The sequence below is a fragment of the Blautia obeum ATCC 29174 genome, from assembly GCF_025147765.1.
GTDB lineage: Bacteria > Bacillota > Clostridia > Lachnospirales > Lachnospiraceae > Blautia_A > Blautia_A obeum.
Genome location: NZ_CP102265.1, coordinates 1720087 through 1737623 on the forward strand (window position 1 = coordinate 1720087; position 17537 = coordinate 1737623).

The window sequence follows — 17537 nt, forward strand, 5'->3', positions numbered from 1 at the left end:
TTGTAAAAAGCCAAAAGCAAAAATAGGACATTTGCTTGTGATTTTCGCTTATTTGAGTTAAAATTATTATAGAAACATTGAAATGATGGATGACAAGTGCTTTGATTCTTGTAGGCAAAAAGATGCCAGAAAACAGGAGGGATGATATGTGCACAAAAAATGAACTGAATAGTATTTTACAAAAGTTGACACAGATTTATCGCTCAGTATATGGAGAAAATCTTGTTCAGGTAATTTTATACGGCTCTTATGCAAGAGGAGATTATCATACGGATTCAGATGTAGATGTTGTTGCAATCGTGCATGGTGACAGGAAAACATTGCAGCAGCAGTTGAAAAAGGTATGGGATTTCTCTTGCGAGCTGGAGTTAGAGTACGATACAATTCTTTCTCCGACCGTAATTCCGTATGAAGAGTTTAAACAATACCAGACAATTCTTCCATATTATCGTAACATTTCACAGGAAGGAGTGGTAATTAGTGCCTGATAATCGAAGGGAACTGATAAAATATCGACTGGAAAGTGCAAGAGAGCGTTTAAATTCAGCAGAAGTATTGCTTGCATCGAAAAGTTATAAAGATTCTATCGGAAGATCTTATTATGCCATGTTTACTGCAGTTCGCGCATTGCTTGCAAAAGATGGCGTTGATTATTCAAAACATGCAGGAGTAATTTCCTATTTCCAGCGAGAGTATATTAAAACACAAAAATTCGAAAAGAAATATTCAAAATATTTGAGTCAGGCATTTCAGATTAGAAACAATACGGACTATGCCGATTTTTTTGTAGTATCATTTGAAGATGCCCGTGAACAGGCTGATAGGGCAAAGGAGTTTTTAACGGCGATAGAAGAGTTTTTAAAAGCATAAAATATTGGTGAGAACAAATAAAATATTTCATGAAGCAACTACAGACGGGGTAAGTTATATTTCTATACCCTGTCTTTTTTGTATATAAAATTTCTGAAAATATTCTGGTGAAATAGTAGTATGATACGGAGAATTAAAAAACGTGATAGTGTCAAATGATTTATGAAAAAACTGAGCCCAAAAATAAGGCTCAAACGAACCTTGAAAATTGTAGATATTGATAACAATAAGCTCTCCGAGGGCTTAGGGCGCTGCCCTAAGTACCCGCAAGGGACTCGTCCCTTGACCCAGATTCGGGCTTTGCCCGAACCCATCCTCGCCGGAAGGCAGGAAAAGGGCGCAGTTGCCCCCTTTTCTGCTGAAATAGGATAATCCGTGAACCTTATGTCAAGAGACTTTCGCGGCATATCCTCGCACCACAGGTGCTGCGGTATTCCACGGTTCTCCTGACAACGGTTCCGCTCCAGTTATGCAGATGCCTGATTTTGTAGATTTAAGATAGTTTGCTGACCAAGGAAAATCAACAGTTGCCATTTACCTGGCATATTTTCTGCACCTTCCAACATCTCTACTTTATTTAGAACTTTGCATCCTGCGTGCTTGTGAGGTCTGAGAAAGTTGTAGTAGGCGACCCATAGAGCCAGGTCATAGTTGGCACCGTCGATGTTATCAAAGCCGTTTGTAGGTCTGTAAGAAACCTTGTATGTACGGTTTAATCTTTCGATCATCTGTTTGTATGGTCGGAATACTCTTGATACTTCATCGTCGTTGGTAAGTCCAATTACTTGAGTGATATCAAACTTAAACTTATCACCGAACTCACGGAAAAACTGTTGTGCAGCTAATGGATAGGCGCTGTAACCATCTGCAATAAAGTGGAAGTTTTCAGGAAGCTTTTTCAAGTGCCGGAAAGCCATTCGCATGGCTAGAATGCAGGGACCAACGCCGCGGTTATCAGAGACTTGATAGCCAATGATGGAACGTTTGGCAGCATCCATGATGAACCAGATATAAGCTTTTACACCACGGATTTTGATGTAGGTTTCATCAGCAGTAAATACCTTGCCAGTTCCGTAGTCATAGTTGTCAACAAAGGGTTTGATACACATAGCGGCGGATTTGCAGTAGTTAGCACTGCTCTGGTGTGAGATATCGATGTTGTACAGATCTTTGAGAGCCTGTTTCGTTTTTCTAAGAGATAGACCAAGATTTACGTGAAGAGTCAGGCATAAGGACATGGTGTTGGAATCAAACTTGGTGAATTTTAGGGAAGAAGCGTTCTTCGTCAGGGAGTTTAAGTCCAGTTTAAAGAAATCTATCGTAAATTCACGGTAGATATAGTGGAGTTTGTATTTGTTTTTACCATAGTCTTCGTCCAGATGTTTCTTATCCACTTTCTTCAAGTTGTGGAGATAGTAAGGGCATTTGGGATTCACACATTTGTGGATGATAAAGTGTTTACGGTCTTTCTTATGCACCAGGCTGTGGTTGCAATGAGGACATCTCAAGACGGTGTTTTTGGAAAAACGATTATCTTTGGTTGGAGAAAAAAGCGTTTGGCAGACCTTGCATAGAACCTGACTTTTCTTCCTGCCATCGTTCCACATCAGATAGTCCACAGGCACATCACAGGCAGGGCAAGTGCAGTGTTTGGGTATATCGCACTCAACTCGACGAAATACAGGGCGAATGGTCTTGTGGTAGCGTTGCTGGTAGTAAGAGATAAGGTCTTTCCAGTTCCAGTCCTGCTGATAGGATATGACTTTGGGAAGTTCATCAATCTTAAACTTCTGGTACTTTGGAGAATGGGAATCATCGAAAGCCCACTGCTTAAGAGGGATATATCTACAGATAAGGTTAATAAGCCAGCAAATTTGTTTATGTTGGTATTGAATGAATTGAAGTAAATAGAGTATAATGTCCATGAGCAATGTCTCCTTTGGTAGTGTTGATTGTGGTGATTGCATTATACCAAAAAAGGGAGGAATGGAGCCAACAGGTCACTATTGGCTGAACCTTGGAGCGTACCTGCAGGCACAGGGAATGAAGCCGGTACATGTGAATCCGCATCATGTCAAGAAATCCAAAGAGCTGGATGACAATAATCCAAGTAAAAATGACCGTAAAGATCCAAAAACAATTGCAGGTCTGGTAAATGAAGGAAGATTCTCATATCCATATATTCCAACCGGGATCTATGCAGAGATCAGAAATCTGTCTAACCTTCGAATTCAGACACAGGAAGAGATCACAAGAGTCAAAAACAGGATGGCCCGCTGGTTCAGCATTTATTTTCCGGAGATCAAAGACGTTTACAGGAATCCGGATGCAGTAAGCGGACTGATGGTAATCAAACAGGCAGCGCTGCCCTGTGATATCAGGGAACTTGGAGTGGAAGGTGTAAACAAGATATGGAGAGATGCAAGGCTGAAAGGCGCTGGGCTTAAGAGGGCAACGACCCTGGTAGCAGCAGCGGAGCACAGCATCGGAAATACAGAAGCCCCAAGAAGTGCCAGAAAAGAGATCCGAAACCTGTTGGAAGATTACGAAGGATATAAGAAACGGATGGATGAACTTATGGAAGAGATAGAGAAAACGCTTTCTGAGATTCCCTATATAGATAAGCTGATGGAGATCACTGGGATAGGGATAAAGACAGTGAGCTGCTTTATTGCAGAAGTAGGAGACATTGGACGTTTTGATAATCCGAAACAGGTGCAGAAGCTTGCCGGTTATGCGATTGTTGCGGACAGCTCTGGAAAACACAACGGAGAAAGCCGGATCAGTCACAGAGGAAGAAAGCGTTTGAGATATACATTATATGAAGCTGCGATATCCGTGATCGGAAAAAACAAGGAGTTTAAAGAGATTCATAGTTATTACCGGACAAGGGAGAAAAATCCACTGAAAAAGATGCAGTCAGTGATAGCGGTGGCATGTAAGCTGATCCGGATATTTTATATGATACTAACCAAAGGTGCGGATTATGATGGTCGGAAGATGCTGAATGACATCGTAAGACCAGAAATACAGCCAGCAGCATAAAGAGAAAGAAACAGTGTATCATGGCCGGTCTGAGCCCTTCAGAGAGGGAGCTGGAAGGCTGAGACCAGCCATGATAGCTGGAATTAAGAAGTAAATGGAATGTAACAGGAAAGCGTCCACCGGAAGGTGCTGTTACAGGAAAGAAGTCAGTAATACAACAAACAAAGAATGAGCCAGTAGTCGGCAGGAATATATTCCAGAGGGCAAGACCCTGTAAAGGAGCTGAGCTGACACCCTGGTTATGGACAGGCGGGACGAGAGAAGTTAGGACTCGGCATAGACTGATGATCCTGGTAGACATGGGAGGTTCGCTGCCGTAGATGGATGGGTACACACAAGGCCATGTAAAACGAAATAAGAAGACGTTTTACTTCGTGCACCCAAAATCCACTATTTTCGTACCAGATACAGAGAAATGTCCATTCCTATGGCTCCTTCTTCTGAGATATTTATTGATGAAACACTAAAAAATCCTTGATTTTCAAGGAAAAAAGACTTGACTATATAGGGAGGTCATTGCTCTTTTTATTGCGAACTCCCATAAAATCAAGGTTTAAACAATAAAAATCAGGTAGTAATTTGACACTACCAGTAAAAAAGAAAGGATAAAAAAATGAGAAAAAAGATTCTGAAAGTGTTTTTTGTGATATTGACAGGTATCACGGTGACCCTGACAGGATGTGAATTGTCAGGAAGCAACGAATCCGCGCAAACGGAAAGCGAAAGTGGTAAGGATGCTGTAAAGTTTATTCCAAATCTTACTACGGCTGTTACCAGGAAGCCAACGCCCACAGCTGTGGCAGCAAATCCAGGAGACAGTGTGCAGAATCAACAGTCTGGAAATAACGCAGAAGCGGAAATTTACCAAAGCCAGGGAGATCCCGCAGATCAGGAATCTGCACAGGAAGAAACTTATGATACCCAATATATCACTGGTAATATTCTGTATTCCGATGAAAATACGATAACAGTAGAAGTGGGCGAATCAGGAAATTATTATAATATGGTTTTTAATATAGAAAACGCCGTCCTGAATATAGCTAATGGGAGTGCTGTACGATCCGGACTGAATGTTGACCTGGAGTATTATAGTCAGAATAACGTTAATATAGTAATCATGCTTACGAGTGATGGGGAGGAATATTTACCTTCCAGTACATTAGAGGAAGCGCAGAAAATGGCCGACGAATATGTACCTGATGTGAGTGAATCGGAAAACGAAGATTTTGAAGATACCCCTCCCAGTGAATATTAGATTTTCTCGGAAAAGGCACTGCATATGCAGCGCCTCAGACTGTAGACAAACTTGGTGCTGGGTATAACACCCAACACCAAGTTTGTCTACAGTCTGGGGAATATTGTTTAAATACAATATTCCTTTTTTTATAGATATAAGAAACCTTTGATTCTGAACAAAAAATAAGTTTACATTTTTATGCCCAGATACTCTTTAAAAAATAAAAGGGTATATGATGCAGGAATATAAAGATTTGGTTATACAGGCGAAAAATGATTCAAAATATATGCAAAGCTTACTTTGCATAATGGAACCTTTAGTAAAATCATATGCAAAAAAAACTTAAAAAAAGAAAAATACGAATGTGCATATATGGATAATGAAGGTGATTTACAAGAAAGCTATAGAGCGGATTATTCATCTGTGGAATTAGCATTTGATCTGAAAAATATAACCTTAAAAATGACTTCAAACCAAAGGGATATTTTAAAATACTTGATTTTAGGGTGGTCAGATAGTGAAATCGCATCTTTCTTACACTTTAGCCGTCAATATGTAAACAGAGAAAAGAAAAAATATATCAATTTCTGAAATGATTTTTTACATAAATAGTAAGTGCTGAATTATTGCTTGAATTTGTGACATAAACATATTTGCAGCAGTCAAAAGAAGAAGCAACATGTTTGAAAGAAAAATTAAGTCAAAAATGCCGCAGCCTTTGAAAATATTGGCTGCGGCATTTAAAATATATGATATGTTTGATGTAAAAAACATCAGGTTCTCAACCAGACATTTGGGTAAGTCAAGATGATGCTTCTGATATAAGATATGCAACATTAAAATCATCATATACTTGAGAATTTAAATGCATATCTTCATATAACTTGATATAGTCTTCGATTGTTTTGGTGTTATCCTCTGCATATATATGAGTGTTTCCATCGTTGTCCTCAACAAATAAGAGAGTAACATCTATTTTATCTTCTGTTAACCAGAAAGAGATATATTTTGAAAGAGTCCCATCAATTTCTGTGGCACCATCCAGAATTTGTTCATCTGATTCCAGCTCATTAATATGTTCCCAAAAAATTTGAGGAGAGAACGCAAGTAATTTTAAGTTTTTTTGAGAGTCTTCTGAGTACCATATATGTGCTTCTGTGTTGAGATAGTCGGTTATATTAATATCCGTATCTGCCGGTAACTCATAAGTTTCACCGGCGTCAGAAGTCAGCGAAAAGGTTTTTGCATGATTAGAATAAGAAGTGACAATCCCCTTGACAAAATAGTAAGTTATATCTGAATCACTATCATAATAAGAGCCGGAACCATCTATATCATAAGATACATATTGCCCCTCAGGCTCCTTAGGGGCGGAAAGGGTGATTAGATCTGAGGGGGCTTTGCCAAAAGCTTGTCCGGATAGCAATATACTACCGAGTACGATACTGCCTGCGATACATAGAATTTTTACATTATTCATGGTTAAATGGCCTCCTTGTTTAGTTATTGAATATTATATCAATTAAAGTGTGAAAATTGTAATTTTGACTTATCGAAATATGTTTTAGATAATATGAAGTGACCCCACATTTGTAGCAACGTGGATTTACCTGTATACTAGAGTTTGCTAAGAACAATGGTAACAGGGATTACCGCAAACGTAGGGGAGAACGAAAAATGAGACTACCGGATAAAATAGCACCGTTTCTGGAATTATTGCACATATACAGAGAAACTGGGTCAGAAAACAGCGAAAGCATATAGGATCGATCTAAGCAGTATTTTGGTTTAGTTGCTTGTGGAGAGCAAGACAAAGAGAAGCTTGAGGAATATATTACGGAATTACATAAAAAATATAAACACAAACAGAACAGAGATTAAAAAATCGGATATTTCGTTGGCAATAGAAGAGCCAACGGAAAAAAATACTTTTATGAGAACCGATTTCCTTTCCGATGCATCTAATAAGTGTAAAAGTAAACATGAGTAGTAATCCGGCTGGACAAAAGGAGAAGACAAAGTTATGACAAAAGATGTATTTATTAAGGAGGTTCGGGATGCAGAAGCCATGCTGTATCATATATCAAAGTCCATTCTGAAGAATGACTCTGATTGTGGGGATGCTGTGCAGGAAACAATTCTTAAGGCATATGAAAAACTTTCCACTTTAAAGAAAGAAAAATATTTCCGAACATGGATCACAAGGATATTGATCAACGAATGCAAAGGGATTCTTCGGAAAAGAAAAAATGTTATTCCATATGAAGAATATATGGACAATATGAAAATGACTGAGGAGGACAGATACAGTCAGTTGTACATGGCGATTATGGAACTTCCGGAGGATCTGAGGGTTTTGGTCACATTGTATTATTTAGAAGGATTTTCATTGAAAGAGATCAGTGAGGCTCTGGATATTCCGGAAGGAACGATCAAAAGCAGACTTTCACGTGCAAGAGAGTTTTTGAAAGAGCAGTTATCCGAAGAAGAGAAAAGACCGGCAACTGGGAAAAACAGCAAGCAATTAAAAAGAATAACAGGAAAGGGGAAAATGTCATGTTAGAGAACAAATGGAATAATATCGCACCGGAAGTACCACAGGATTTTCATAATAAATTTGAAGATACACTAAAACAGATTGAACAGGCGGATTCAGCTGATAAAAAATACAAAAGAAAAAAAATCAGTGGCCGATTATTGATTGCAGCAGCAGTAATCTGTACTGGTATGGCTGTTACTGTGGCTGCAAAAGAGTTCTTTAAATGGAATAATTACCTGGTGAAAAGACTGGAGCCATCGGAAGAACAGCAGAAGACACTGCAGGAATCAACCTATATTCAGAATATAGACCAGTCTGTAACACAAAATGGTGTGACGGTTACCCTGACAGATTCTATTCAGGATCAGGGATTCCTGTATGCTTTTTTTGAAGTGAAAACAGATGACAGTATTTCTATGACTGATCATACTTCTTTTGAGGAGATGACACATTTTAAGATCGATGGAAAGGAAGTATATGCAGTGGACGATAACAGATTTGGAAGTTTCAATACTGGGGTAGGACAGGATGTGTTACTGAAAACAGATCAAAATTCTGCACATCTTAAATATTTTAACGCCTGTATATCTTATGACGGTGATTATGATCTGAGTAATAAAACAGTAGAAATCACATTAAAGAATCTTACGGAGGAAGGAGATTATGATACGACTGTTATTACAGATGGAACATGGGATTTTAAATGGACCCTGGGTGCAGTAAAGCCTCCGACAACTCTGGAAGTGAACCGGAAATGTGATTTTGGAGGTTATGAAATCACAGTGAAAAAAATGGAAGTAACGCCCCTTTTATGGTCATTATATCTTGATTATGATGAAGCTATGAAGGTGTATGAAGATGAGAAAAACAAGTTTGAGTACACAGGTACGGATTATGGCATGGATCTTTATGCCAGAACTAGTATTGACCAGGTGCGTTATAAAGATGGAACGGTTTTAACACTTGATAGGACCATGGGAGGCATCGCTGGCGGTGGAGAAAAACAGGATAAGGAAAATGGTGTCATGATCATCAGAAACAGCTTCCCGCAACTGGTTGATGTAGATAACCTGCAGGCAGTACATTTTGGGAACATTGACCAGTGGCTTGAAGTGCGGGAATAAAAGTTTTTTCGGTGATACAGAAAAATCCTCCCATAATTAGATAATGAGAAAATACAAAAAGAACCGATACAAGGTCTTTGCAAGACTGATATCGGTTCTTTTTGGCCAAGTCTGCCAAGCCCATTACCTTTAGGTGATGGGTAGTTGACTAAATATAGGTAACCATACAGTCGGAAAAATGGCTCTGTAACAAAAGACCGTTTTTCCGGCTTTTCATTTTATCAGTAGTGAGGCATTCACACCGTTTGAAAATCTGTAAGATCTGAGTCATTGGGGTATGTCATGACGGGTAATCAAATATATGACATAGATTCTGCAATTGTAGAAAATAAGATTGACTTTCTAATTCTACAGATGTAGAATTAGAGATGATTTCTACAAAAGTAGAAAAAGAAGGGAAAACACAAGCTGAGGCGCAGACTCACAGACCACTATGATTACGATGTGACCATGTGGGATTCACTTGTGGTAAAAAAGTTGTTGCAGCATATAAACTACATCAAATAGATACGGAGGATAAAATGTGCGGAATCTGTGGATTTACAGGTTACAGACAGGATCAGAAGACAGTAATTGAAAGGATGATGAAAGCCATTGAGCATAGGGGCCCGGATAGTGAGGGCTCTTTTTGCAGGGAGAAGATCACGCTGGGCTTTCGAAGACTTAGTATTATTGATTTAGAAGATGGGCAGCAGCCTATGGAAAGTGCGGACGGAAACCTTCATATTGTTTTTAATGGAGAAATCTATGATTATAAGGAACTGCGGGCAGAACTTGAGGCTTTCGGCATTTCTTTCTGTACTCATTCTGACACGGAGGTTCTGATAAATACTATTCAGCAGTATGGGGAGAAGGCACTGGATAAGCTCAGGGGAATGTTTGGGTTTGCTGTATGGAATGAACAGGAGCAGAGTTTGATGCTTGCAAGGGATTTCTTTGGAATTAAGCCTGTGTACTATGCCGAAATAGATGGACACTTTGTATTTGCTTCTGAAATTAAGAGTATCCTTGCATTTCCAGGCTATGAAAGGAAAGTAAATCAGAAGGCACTGGAGCAGTATTTGTCATTTCAATATTCCCCTCTGGAAGAAACTTTTTTCAGGGGGATTTATAAGCTTATGCCAGGTCATATGCTTTTATATAAAAACGGAAACTATGAGATAAAGACTTATTTCAAAACAAAGCTTGCACCAGGCCAATGGGACCGTAAGACGAATATGGAGCAGCTGCAGAATCAGCTTGCAGAGAATTTAAAGGATTCAGTGGAGCACCATATGTTAAGTGATGTGGAAGTCGGCGCGTTTTTATCCGGGGGAGTGGATTCCGGTTATCTGGCTTCTTCCTCTGGCGCAGATCAGGCATTTACAGTGGGATTCGATGAGGGAGACCGATATAGTGAAGTAAACAAAGCTGCCAAAGTGGCAGAAAAAGCAGGTTTGAAACACCATGTGAAAATCATATCCAAGCAGGAATTCTGGGATGCCCTTCCAGATGTTATGTATCATATGGATGAGCCCCTTGGGGATGCTTCCGCCGTTGCACTCTATTTTCTCTCAAAAGAGGCTGCAGGTCATGTCAAGGTTGTTCTTTCCGGAGAAGGAGCAGACGAGCTTTTCGGTGGATATAATATTTACAGAGAACCGGAATCATTGAAAAAAATTGCCTGGATTCCATTTGGTGTCAGACGTGTAATTGGAAAACTGGCTGCAAAGCTGCCGGATGTGAAGGGACGGGATTTCCTTATCCGTGCAGGAATGAAAGTGGAAGAACGTTTCATCGGAAATGCATATATTTACCGTGAAAAAGAGAAAACGCAGATTTTGAAAAATAAAGTAACAGGACCTTCCACACAGGAATATTTAAGACCATTTTTTGAAGAACTTGAGTCAGAAAACAGAGGATCACTTCAAGACATGGAAAAAATGCAGTCTGTAGATCTGAGCTACTGGCTTCCTGGCGATATTTTGCAGAAAGCAGATAAAATGAGCATGGCACATTCATTGGAAGTCAGAGTACCATTTCTGGATAAAGAAGTTTTTGACTTTGCAGCAAAGCTTCCAAAAGAAGCCAAGATTGCAGCGGGTACAACCAAATATATTTTCCGTAAAGCTGTTTCTCAATTCATACCACAGGAAACCGATGAACGTAAGAAACTTGGTTTTCCAATTCCAATCCGTGTGTGGCTGCGGCAGGATGACTGGTATCAGATGGTAAAGGAGTTATTTACCTCGAAAGAAGCAGAAGAGTTTTTTCATACAGATAAGCTTCTTTTACTTCTGAAAGAGCACAAAGAGAAAAAGGCAGATAACAGCCGTAAAATCTGGACAGTTTTGACATTCCTTATCTGGTATGATAGATTTTTTGCTACATGTTCGAAGTGAGAGAGTTGGTTATGAGACGGTAAAAATATAAATATACGAAAAATTCGTTGACAATGGTATTTGGGGCTTTTATAGATAAAACTCTATTTGTTTGTATAGAAACTTTCGGATTATTGGAGGAAGAGTTTAGCATGACAGATATAAAACCATTTTATATTACGATATTATTGCAGGCAATTAACAATATGTATGATGCTGGGTGTTCGATTGCAAAGAAAAAACAGGTATTTCAAGTGAATTTATTGCAGGGAATTACGTTTTGGCTTGCATTGATTGATTTGATTTCAGCAGTTTGCTTCCTTGGAAATCCACAATTGCAATCTGTGGCATCTAGGAAAGGAGTTATATTACTATCCTGTATATTTGTTGGATTTATTCTTTTGTTACTTTACAGAGAAATATTTGTTCATCTTAGCATAATTTACAGAAGAGAAAAATATAGTGCAGGTAGTAGTGTAAGAAATGTGATTGAACCAAAAGACCTTGGGATGCAGTCCGATTGTGACGATGCATGCAACTGGGATGATAAGGAGAATAATTATGATTGAAGCTGTAGCAGTACTTCTTTTTTTTATAGTTGCAGGAACTCTATGGGGGATAGTAGAAACTTTTAAATATAGGAAAAATTTTTCAAGAAACTGTGAAAACGGACAAATCTCCACTATTAAAGCGTACCGAATAAAGCGACGTGGATCCTGGCGGATTTTTGGTGACCGTATTCTAGATGAAAAATCGTTTCTGGTAATGAGGGAAAAGGAGTCAAAGTTAAAAATTCATTAATTCAATAGCGGGGTATTTTAAATGGCTGAACAAAATGTTTTTAATCTAATGCAAAACGATGAGATTGGACTGTTGTGGAAAAAGATATATCAATTACATCAAAAAACCAAAATTTATCTACTTACAGCCGAAGAAATATCAGAAAATGGGGATGCATTGATTCAGCCATTAAAAGAGCACCGGGATGCATATGATCATATTGTAAGGATTTTTGCTAGCACAACCAAAAAAGTGCCGGAAGGATACGATTACTATTCTTATATCAAAGGAAATCTTGAGAAAGCATATGGACATGAATATCGTGCTTTTTTTGATACGGCAGACTGGCTTGCATACAATCTGCGGCATAATTTAAGAGAGCGCATTTATGCAATTTTACGATTCTACAAAATATTGTTAAAAAATAGTTGGCTATTATGTAAAAGTATAACATTTTGTGCATGTTTTGGCGAATGTTGTTTATGTATTTTTTTATAATAAAAACACAATAAAAATCTGATTATCCGCTAAAACACAGTATCTATCAGCATTTTCAAGGAAACAAACACATCAATTTACTACTTATTTACTACTAACGAATGAGCCTTGATACGCAAGTTTTCCTAGATATGCAAAGATATGGTACAGCACATCAGTATTGAAACAAGAAAAAATTGAATAACTTATAGACTATGGAACGCCTAAAATGACGTTCCTTTTCTATTTCCAGCCGTTCTTATTGGACGGCTATTTTATTACCAAAAATGAAAGGAGCATTAAACTATGAAAAAGACATGGAAACGATTGTGTACGGGCTTTTTAGCTCTTGCGACTGTCGTTACTGCTTTACCGACTACACCCGTTCATGCAGAAAGTAAGCAATACTGGACGGAGTCAAAAGAGCGTGTCGGTATCGTTGAAAAAGTAATGAATGACGGTTCGATTGGTTCTACCTTTAATGAGGGACATTTAACCGTTGAGGGCGAGGACGCTTACTGTATTGACATTAACACAGACTTTAAGAATGGTTACAAGACCAGAGCTGACGCAAGCATAATATCTCATTGGTATTTCAAAATTATAATCTGATTGATTATTTGACAACGGTTGAAAATGTCAAATTAGGTGGTAGTGGAAATGCTGAAAAATTATTGGAAGAAGTCGGCATTGGAAAAGAATACTGGCAGAGAAATGTATTGCAACTATCTGGTGGACAACAACAGCGTGTGGCGATTGCAAGAGCTTTAGCCAGCGACGCTCATGTACTTTTGGCAGATGAACCGACGGGAAATCTTGATGAAACTACCGCTGATGAAATCATTGCTTTGCTGAAAAAGACTGCACATGAATTAGGAAAATGTGTTGTTGTCGTTACACATAGTAAGCATTTGGCAGAAGAAGCCGACGAAATCTTAGAAATTAAAAACGGTGCAATTTCTTTTCTGTCTGAATAAACAAGAATAGTGCCGTAAAGGAGCTGTCATAGCAAGCCACGGGGACTGTACGCCATGACCTTTCCAAAAGAAAGCGAGCGACCCACGCAGTGATCCGAGAGCGACCGTTGGAAAAGTCGCTTTGCCACGACCTATCCTCACAGAATAATGATACGTCCGCATGGTGCGGTTCTGCCCACAAGAATGGGAATAGTTGAGATACTAACGGAGCTTTCCAAAGCCGTCTGCCTGCTTGTAAAAAATGACACACAGTAAAGGAGGTGCATAGATTATGAACAATACTGATGTGCCTATCTGGGAAAAATATACTCTGACGATTGAAGAAGCGTCTAAATACTTCCGCATTGGCGAAAAGAAATTGCGTAAATTAGCCGAAGAAAATATTGACGCTGGCTGGGTTATCGTGAACGGTAATCGTATTCAGATTAAGCGAAAACAATTTGAAAAAATCATAGATACATTGGACGAAATCTAATGTCATTGAGCCGTAGATATGGTATAATAAGGTATAGCGTATCACGGCTCATTCCATGACGGAAAGGAGCTTTACACTATGTCTAATGTAAAACGAAAAGACAGTAAAAATCGCAATTTGCGTAATGGAGAGAGCCAGCGAAAAGACGGAAGATACGTTTATAAATATACCGATATATACGGAAAGCCACAATTTATCTATTCTTGGAAACTTGTACCGACAGACAAGACACCTGCTGGAAAGCGTGATGATATATCGTTGAGGGAAAAAGAAGCACAGATAAAAAAAGACCTTAACGACGGTATCGACACAGTCGGTGGTAAAATGACAGTCTGCCAGCTCTACGACAAGAAAAACAGCCAAAGAAAGAACATCAAAAGGGCTACTGAAAAGGGACGACAGTATCTTATGAATGCTCTGAAAAACGACCCATTGGGTATGAGGGCGATTGATACTGTGAAGCAGTCGGACGCTAAAGAATGGGCTATCAGAATGAGTGAAAAAGGATATGCCTATAAAACGATTGATAACTATAAGCGTTCCTTGAAAGCGTCATTTTACATGGCGATACAAGACGACTGTATCAGAAAGAACCCATTTGACTTTAAGCTAAGTGATGTTCTGGAAGATGATACGGAGCAGAAAGTTATCCTTACACCAGAGCAGGAAGAACGCCTGCTTGCCTTTATGGAAAAGGACAAGATTTACAGCAAGTATTATGATGAGGTTGTGCTTCTGCTGGAAACGGGACTTCGTATTTCTGAATTTTGCGGACTAACGATGCATATTGATATGCAGAACAGAATACTCAATATAGACCACCAGTTATTGAAAGACAGCGAAATCGGCTACTATATTGAAACGCCTAAGACCAAAAACGGAAAACGGGAACTTCCATTGACAGAACGGGCTTATCAAGCAATCCAAAGAATACTAAAGAGCAGAGGAAAAGCACAACCGCTGATTGTAGGTGGTTACAGCAATTTCCTATTCTTAAACCGTGAGGGCTTGCCTAAAGTTGCAGGAAACTATGAGGGCATGGTGCGAGGATTGATTAAGAAGTATAACAAATATCACACGGACAAGTTACCGAACATCACACCACATTCATTCCGACATACTTATTGTACGAATATGGCAAACAGAGGAATGAACCCTAACACTCTGCAATATCTCATGGGACACGCTAACATAACCATGACACTTGGTTATTACGCACACGGTACATTTCAATCTGCAAAAGCGGAGCTGGAAAGGCTGGCTTGTTAATATCGGAGCTTATATTTACTACTCATTTACTACTTTTGGTTGCATTTTCATGCTGGTAAATGCCAGCTTATGCAAGGTATCTTCCAAAAAGAAAATACCGATAAAGCCCTAAAATACGGGATATATCGGCATTTACCAACTTATGAAAAGATAATCAGAAATTTAGTAAGTTTTTATGTCAAAAAAGTATAATGATAGTACGACAAAAGCAAAATATCTGGGATTTGCTTTTTATTATCAATTTTAGGAAAAGAAATATAGGATGAAAGTTCCGAAAAAGTCATTGGATAAAGTAAAGAAGAAAGTCAGGAAACTTACGAGCCGCAAGTGGAGCGTGAGTAATTCATACAAAGCGAAAAAGATAGCAGAGGTAGTAAGAGGATGGATTAATTACTTTAAAATTGGCTCAATTCTTACAGTAAGCCGAAAACTTGATACAGTAATCAGGTATAGATTCAGGATGTGCATATGGAAACACTGGAAAAATCCAAAAACCAGATATAAAAATTTGGTAAAACTGGGTATTAGTAAAAAGAATGCAAGGTGTGCGGCGGGATTTCATGGATATGCCCGAGTGTGCCGTACAAAAACTGTTTGTTATGCGATGTCAAATGCACGTTTGAAGAAATTTGGTTTACTCTCAGCCGAGGAATATCTTTGTAAAGCGAGATGTCAAGTTAACTGAACCGCCGGATGCGGAACCGCATGTCCGGTGGTGTGAGAGGTCGGCGGCAAAAGCCGTCTCCTACTCGATCAAACCAGCTCCGTTATACCAGGGAGGAAAATATCTCCTGTGTGGGAGGCGGCATTTATCCCAACATGTTGTGTGCACACCCTCCGTTCCAGATCGATGGGAATTTTGGCTTTGCAGCTGCAGTTGCAGAGATGCTTATCCAGAGCAGGAAAGGGCATTTCCTGTTGCTTCCGGCACTTCCGGATGAGTGGAAAGACGGAAAAGTCGGGGAATGAAGGCACAGGGTGACATCACAGTTGATTTTGAATGGAGAGAGGGCAGGATACACAGGGTTCGCCTCTGTTCTTCCCGTGAGCAGAAAGTAACGCTGGAATGCAATGGAATTTCGAAAACAGTATTTTTAAAACCTGATGGGACAGAGAATATGATTTTTGATTGATCTGTCCTGAGGGCCTGGAAATCATAGACAGTGGTAAGTAATGGGGTACAATAAAATACAGCCAATCGATTTTGCCAGAAACTATTGATATTTCTTAGGGTATCGCATATAATATAGTTAAACCAAAAGGTTTCGTGTAGCGGCACGTAAAAGCTGTACTGTGCCCGGGCAGGGTAATTACTGGGACTATTTGATACTCGGAAGGGTATTACGCCCACACCAGGGAGATACGGTGAGTCCGCGCCGGGGACTTAATGATACCGGCGACATTTTAGACGTTCGGAAGGATGTCGCGGCTGACAGCCAGCATAAAACCGCTTTTTAAGATTATGGGCACTGGATAACAAAAAGTTGTCCGGTGCTGTTTTTATATTATAGTGATGATTGGGAAAAGATAGATGGGAAAACAACAGGATAGAGAGAAAATCGTACAGGAGATTAAAATAGCTGCCGATCTGTATAGGAAGCATTTAGTAGGTAAAAGATTTCTATATGTATTTGAAGGCAGATATATTGAGGTGCTTTATAAAGCTGCCAATTTCAGGCACTTAACAGGTGTGGCCACAAACCTTTCCGCAAAAAAGTTTTATAGTTATGCAGCAAAAAAACTGCTTCAGGCTTCGCAGATATTTTTTACACCGCAGCACCCTTTTTCATTGTGTAAGCGTAAAATTAAGCATATCGGACAGATTGCAATGCTGGCTGGCTCAGAAGGTTTTATGTTGGAAGAGATTGTTACAGATACGAGAACTTATAAGTTTGGCACAACAGATCTTAATTTTACTCTATGCTTAAATAAAGAGTATGATGATCAGGGACAGCAAAAAGGCGATTGCTTTGTAGTAGAATCACTGCGAGATGAAGATTGTTTTTCTAAAAGTACAACAGCATATACAGTAACTCATATTTTCTCAGCACCGAATGATGCGAAAAAATATACAACTTTACTGTTTTTGGATGAAAATGCAATGATAGACAGTCTTCCGGATGAAATTAAAAACATGCTGGATCAAACTTTATTACATAAATAAAAATGGAGAGTCTTAGTTGGCGATTCAATTAATCTATCCTGAGGGTATGAGAATTATTGACAGCCGTATCATGTAAAACGCACATGGTACGGCTGTTTTTATACCCTAATAGGACCTGATGATCATAAAATTTGAACGATTTCGGGGGTGTTTTTATCTGAGATAATTTTTTTAAAAATATTTGCAACCTTTTTAGGGATTCGCACGTCTAATAAGTAGA

General features: G+C 39.1%; 18 protein-coding genes and 3 pseudogenes. 19 read left to right on the plus strand and 2 right to left on the minus strand.

What is annotated here, in order from left to right; all coding sequences use genetic code 11:
• Positions 1-146 precede the first annotated feature (146 nt).
• Complete coding sequence (locus tag NQ503_RS08120) at positions 147-488, plus strand: nucleotidyltransferase domain-containing protein (protein ID WP_022388712.1); 342 nt, start codon at positions 147-149, stop codon at positions 486-488.
• The gene (locus NQ503_RS08125; RefSeq protein ID WP_022388711.1) at positions 481-870 is read left to right on the plus strand and encodes a HEPN domain-containing protein; all 390 of its coding nucleotides are present in this window, start codon (positions 481-483) and stop codon (positions 868-870) included. The genes NQ503_RS08120 and NQ503_RS08125 overlap by 8 nt, the downstream gene beginning before the upstream one ends.
• A 467-nt stretch (positions 871-1337) precedes the next feature.
• Here the strand turns inward: NQ503_RS08125 and NQ503_RS08130 are convergent, their stop codons facing one another.
• Complete coding sequence (locus tag NQ503_RS08130) at positions 1338-2795, minus strand: DDE-type integrase/transposase/recombinase (protein WP_005424145.1); 1458 nt, start codon at positions 2793-2795, stop codon at positions 1338-1340.
• A 58-nt stretch (positions 2796-2853) separates the two neighbouring features.
• Between NQ503_RS08130 and NQ503_RS08135 the strand changes: the two are divergent.
• The 3 genes and pseudogenes from NQ503_RS08135 to NQ503_RS08145 all read left to right on the plus strand — a co-directional run.
• Positions 2854-3915: pseudogene (locus tag NQ503_RS08135) on the plus strand (IS110 family RNA-guided transposase); the annotation flags it as partial.
• A gap of 613 nt (positions 3916-4528) precedes the next feature.
• Positions 4529-5170: a hypothetical protein gene (locus NQ503_RS08140; protein WP_005424144.1), complete on the plus strand. Its 642-nt coding sequence runs from the start codon at positions 4529-4531 to the stop codon at positions 5168-5170.
• 354 nt (positions 5171-5524) lie between these two features.
• Positions 5525-5743 carry a helix-turn-helix domain-containing protein gene (locus NQ503_RS08145; protein ID WP_005424142.1) on the plus strand — a complete coding sequence of 73 codons (219 nt, stop codon included), beginning with the start codon at positions 5525-5527 and terminating at the stop codon, positions 5741-5743.
• 211 nt (positions 5744-5954) lie between these two features.
• Here the strand turns inward: NQ503_RS08145 and NQ503_RS08150 are convergent, their stop codons facing one another.
• On the minus strand, positions 5955-6632 hold the full coding sequence (locus tag NQ503_RS08150; RefSeq protein ID WP_005424139.1) for a hypothetical protein: 678 nt from the start codon (positions 6630-6632) through the stop codon (positions 5955-5957).
• Positions 6633-7175: 543 nt separating this feature from the next.
• On the opposite strand from NQ503_RS08150, the gene NQ503_RS08155 reads away from it, so the two are divergent.
• The 14 genes and pseudogenes from NQ503_RS08155 (at position 7176) to NQ503_RS08215 (ending at position 17317) form a co-directional block, all read left to right on the plus strand.
• Entirely contained in the window at positions 7176-7715 is a 540-nt protein-coding gene (locus NQ503_RS08155) for an RNA polymerase sigma factor (RefSeq protein WP_005424137.1), read from the plus strand.
• Positions 7709-8815: a DUF4179 domain-containing protein gene (locus NQ503_RS08160; protein ID WP_055065703.1), complete on the plus strand. Its 1107-nt coding sequence runs from the start codon at positions 7709-7711 to the stop codon at positions 8813-8815. The genes NQ503_RS08155 and NQ503_RS08160 overlap by 7 nt, the downstream gene beginning before the upstream one ends.
• 521 nt (positions 8816-9336) lie before the next feature.
• Positions 9337-11196, plus strand: a complete 1860-nt coding sequence (asnB, locus tag NQ503_RS08165) for an asparagine synthase (glutamine-hydrolyzing) (protein ID WP_055065704.1) — start codon at positions 9337-9339, stop codon at positions 11194-11196.
• A 131-nt stretch (positions 11197-11327) separates the two neighbouring features.
• Positions 11328-11744, plus strand: a complete 417-nt coding sequence (locus tag NQ503_RS08170; protein ID WP_022387879.1) for a hypothetical protein — start codon at positions 11328-11330, stop codon at positions 11742-11744.
• On the plus strand, positions 11737-11976 hold the full coding sequence (locus NQ503_RS08175) for a hypothetical protein (RefSeq protein ID WP_005423104.1): 240 nt from the start codon (positions 11737-11739) through the stop codon (positions 11974-11976). The genes NQ503_RS08170 and NQ503_RS08175 overlap by 8 nt, the downstream gene beginning before the upstream one ends.
• Before the next feature lie 21 nt (positions 11977-11997).
• Entirely contained in the window at positions 11998-12453 is a 456-nt protein-coding gene (locus NQ503_RS08180; protein WP_005423102.1) for a hypothetical protein, read from the plus strand.
• A 285-nt stretch (positions 12454-12738) separates the two neighbouring features.
• A pseudogene (locus NQ503_RS08185) lies at positions 12739-13008 on the plus strand (hypothetical protein); the annotation flags it as partial.
• A pseudogene (locus tag NQ503_RS08190) lies at positions 13002-13409 on the plus strand (ABC transporter ATP-binding protein); the annotation flags it as partial. The pseudogenes NQ503_RS08185 and NQ503_RS08190, both read left to right, overlap by 7 nt.
• A 271-nt stretch (positions 13410-13680) precedes the next feature.
• Complete coding sequence (locus tag NQ503_RS08195) at positions 13681-13884, plus strand: excisionase (RefSeq protein WP_004613735.1); 204 nt, start codon at positions 13681-13683, stop codon at positions 13882-13884.
• A gap of 78 nt (positions 13885-13962) precedes the next feature.
• A complete protein-coding gene (locus tag NQ503_RS08200; RefSeq protein WP_005423096.1) occupies positions 13963-15153 on the plus strand; it encodes a tyrosine-type recombinase/integrase in 1191 nt (396 codons plus the stop codon).
• 262 nt (positions 15154-15415) lie between these two features.
• Positions 15416-15838, plus strand: coding sequence for a group II intron maturase-specific domain-containing protein (locus tag NQ503_RS17890; protein ID WP_005423092.1), 423 nt, complete (start codon positions 15416-15418; stop codon positions 15836-15838).
• A 20-nt stretch (positions 15839-15858) separates the two neighbouring features.
• Complete coding sequence (locus NQ503_RS17895) at positions 15859-16122, plus strand: glycosyl hydrolase family 95 catalytic domain-containing protein (protein WP_005423091.1); 264 nt, start codon at positions 15859-15861, stop codon at positions 16120-16122.
• On the plus strand, positions 16119-16286 hold the full coding sequence (locus NQ503_RS08210) for a hypothetical protein (RefSeq protein ID WP_005423089.1): 168 nt from the start codon (positions 16119-16121) through the stop codon (positions 16284-16286). Before NQ503_RS17895 ends, NQ503_RS08210 begins: the two co-directional genes overlap by 4 nt.
• Positions 16287-16684: 398 nt before the next feature.
• Positions 16685-17317 carry a PBECR4 domain-containing protein gene (locus NQ503_RS08215; RefSeq protein WP_005423087.1) on the plus strand — a complete coding sequence of 211 codons (633 nt, stop codon included), beginning with the start codon at positions 16685-16687 and terminating at the stop codon, positions 17315-17317.
• The last annotated feature ends 220 nt before the right edge of the window (positions 17318-17537 follow it).

Bases quoted from the DNA above. Each gene is read 5' to 3' on its own strand.
- NQ503_RS08150 (WP_005424139.1), bottom strand. From the start codon at position 6,632: ATGAATAATGTAAAAATTCTATGTATCGCAGGCAGTATCGTACTCGGT.
- NQ503_RS08140 (WP_005424144.1), top strand. From the start codon at position 4,529: ATGAGAAAAAAGATTCTGAAAGTGTTTTTTGTGATATTGACAGGTATC.
- NQ503_RS08170 (WP_022387879.1), top strand. From the start codon at position 11,328: ATGACAGATATAAAACCATTTTATATTACGATATTATTGCAGGCAATT.
- NQ503_RS08195 (WP_004613735.1), top strand. From the start codon at position 13,681: ATGAACAATACTGATGTGCCTATCTGGGAAAAATATACTCTGACGATT.
- NQ503_RS08175 (WP_005423104.1), top strand. From the start codon at position 11,737: ATGATTGAAGCTGTAGCAGTACTTCTTTTTTTTATAGTTGCAGGAACT.
- NQ503_RS08200 (WP_005423096.1), top strand. From the start codon at position 13,963: ATGTCTAATGTAAAACGAAAAGACAGTAAAAATCGCAATTTGCGTAAT.
- NQ503_RS08215 (WP_005423087.1), top strand. From the start codon at position 16,685: ATGGGAAAACAACAGGATAGAGAGAAAATCGTACAGGAGATTAAAATA.
- NQ503_RS08180 (WP_005423102.1), top strand. From the start codon at position 11,998: ATGGCTGAACAAAATGTTTTTAATCTAATGCAAAACGATGAGATTGGA.
- NQ503_RS08130 (WP_005424145.1), bottom strand. From the start codon at position 2,795: ATGGACATTATACTCTATTTACTTCAATTCATTCAATACCAACATAAA.
- NQ503_RS08145 (WP_005424142.1), top strand. From the start codon at position 5,525: ATGGATAATGAAGGTGATTTACAAGAAAGCTATAGAGCGGATTATTCA.
- NQ503_RS08210 (WP_005423089.1), top strand. From the start codon at position 16,119: ATGAAGGCACAGGGTGACATCACAGTTGATTTTGAATGGAGAGAGGGC.
- NQ503_RS08160 (WP_055065703.1), top strand. From the start codon at position 7,709: ATGTTAGAGAACAAATGGAATAATATCGCACCGGAAGTACCACAGGAT.
- NQ503_RS08155 (WP_005424137.1), top strand. From the start codon at position 7,176: ATGACAAAAGATGTATTTATTAAGGAGGTTCGGGATGCAGAAGCCATG.
- asnB (WP_055065704.1), top strand. From the start codon at position 9,337: ATGTGCGGAATCTGTGGATTTACAGGTTACAGACAGGATCAGAAGACA.
- NQ503_RS08120 (WP_022388712.1), top strand. From the start codon at position 147: ATGTGCACAAAAAATGAACTGAATAGTATTTTACAAAAGTTGACACAG.
- NQ503_RS17890 (WP_005423092.1), top strand. From the start codon at position 15,416: ATGAAAGTTCCGAAAAAGTCATTGGATAAAGTAAAGAAGAAAGTCAGG.
- NQ503_RS17895 (WP_005423091.1), top strand. From the start codon at position 15,859: ATGTCCGGTGGTGTGAGAGGTCGGCGGCAAAAGCCGTCTCCTACTCGA.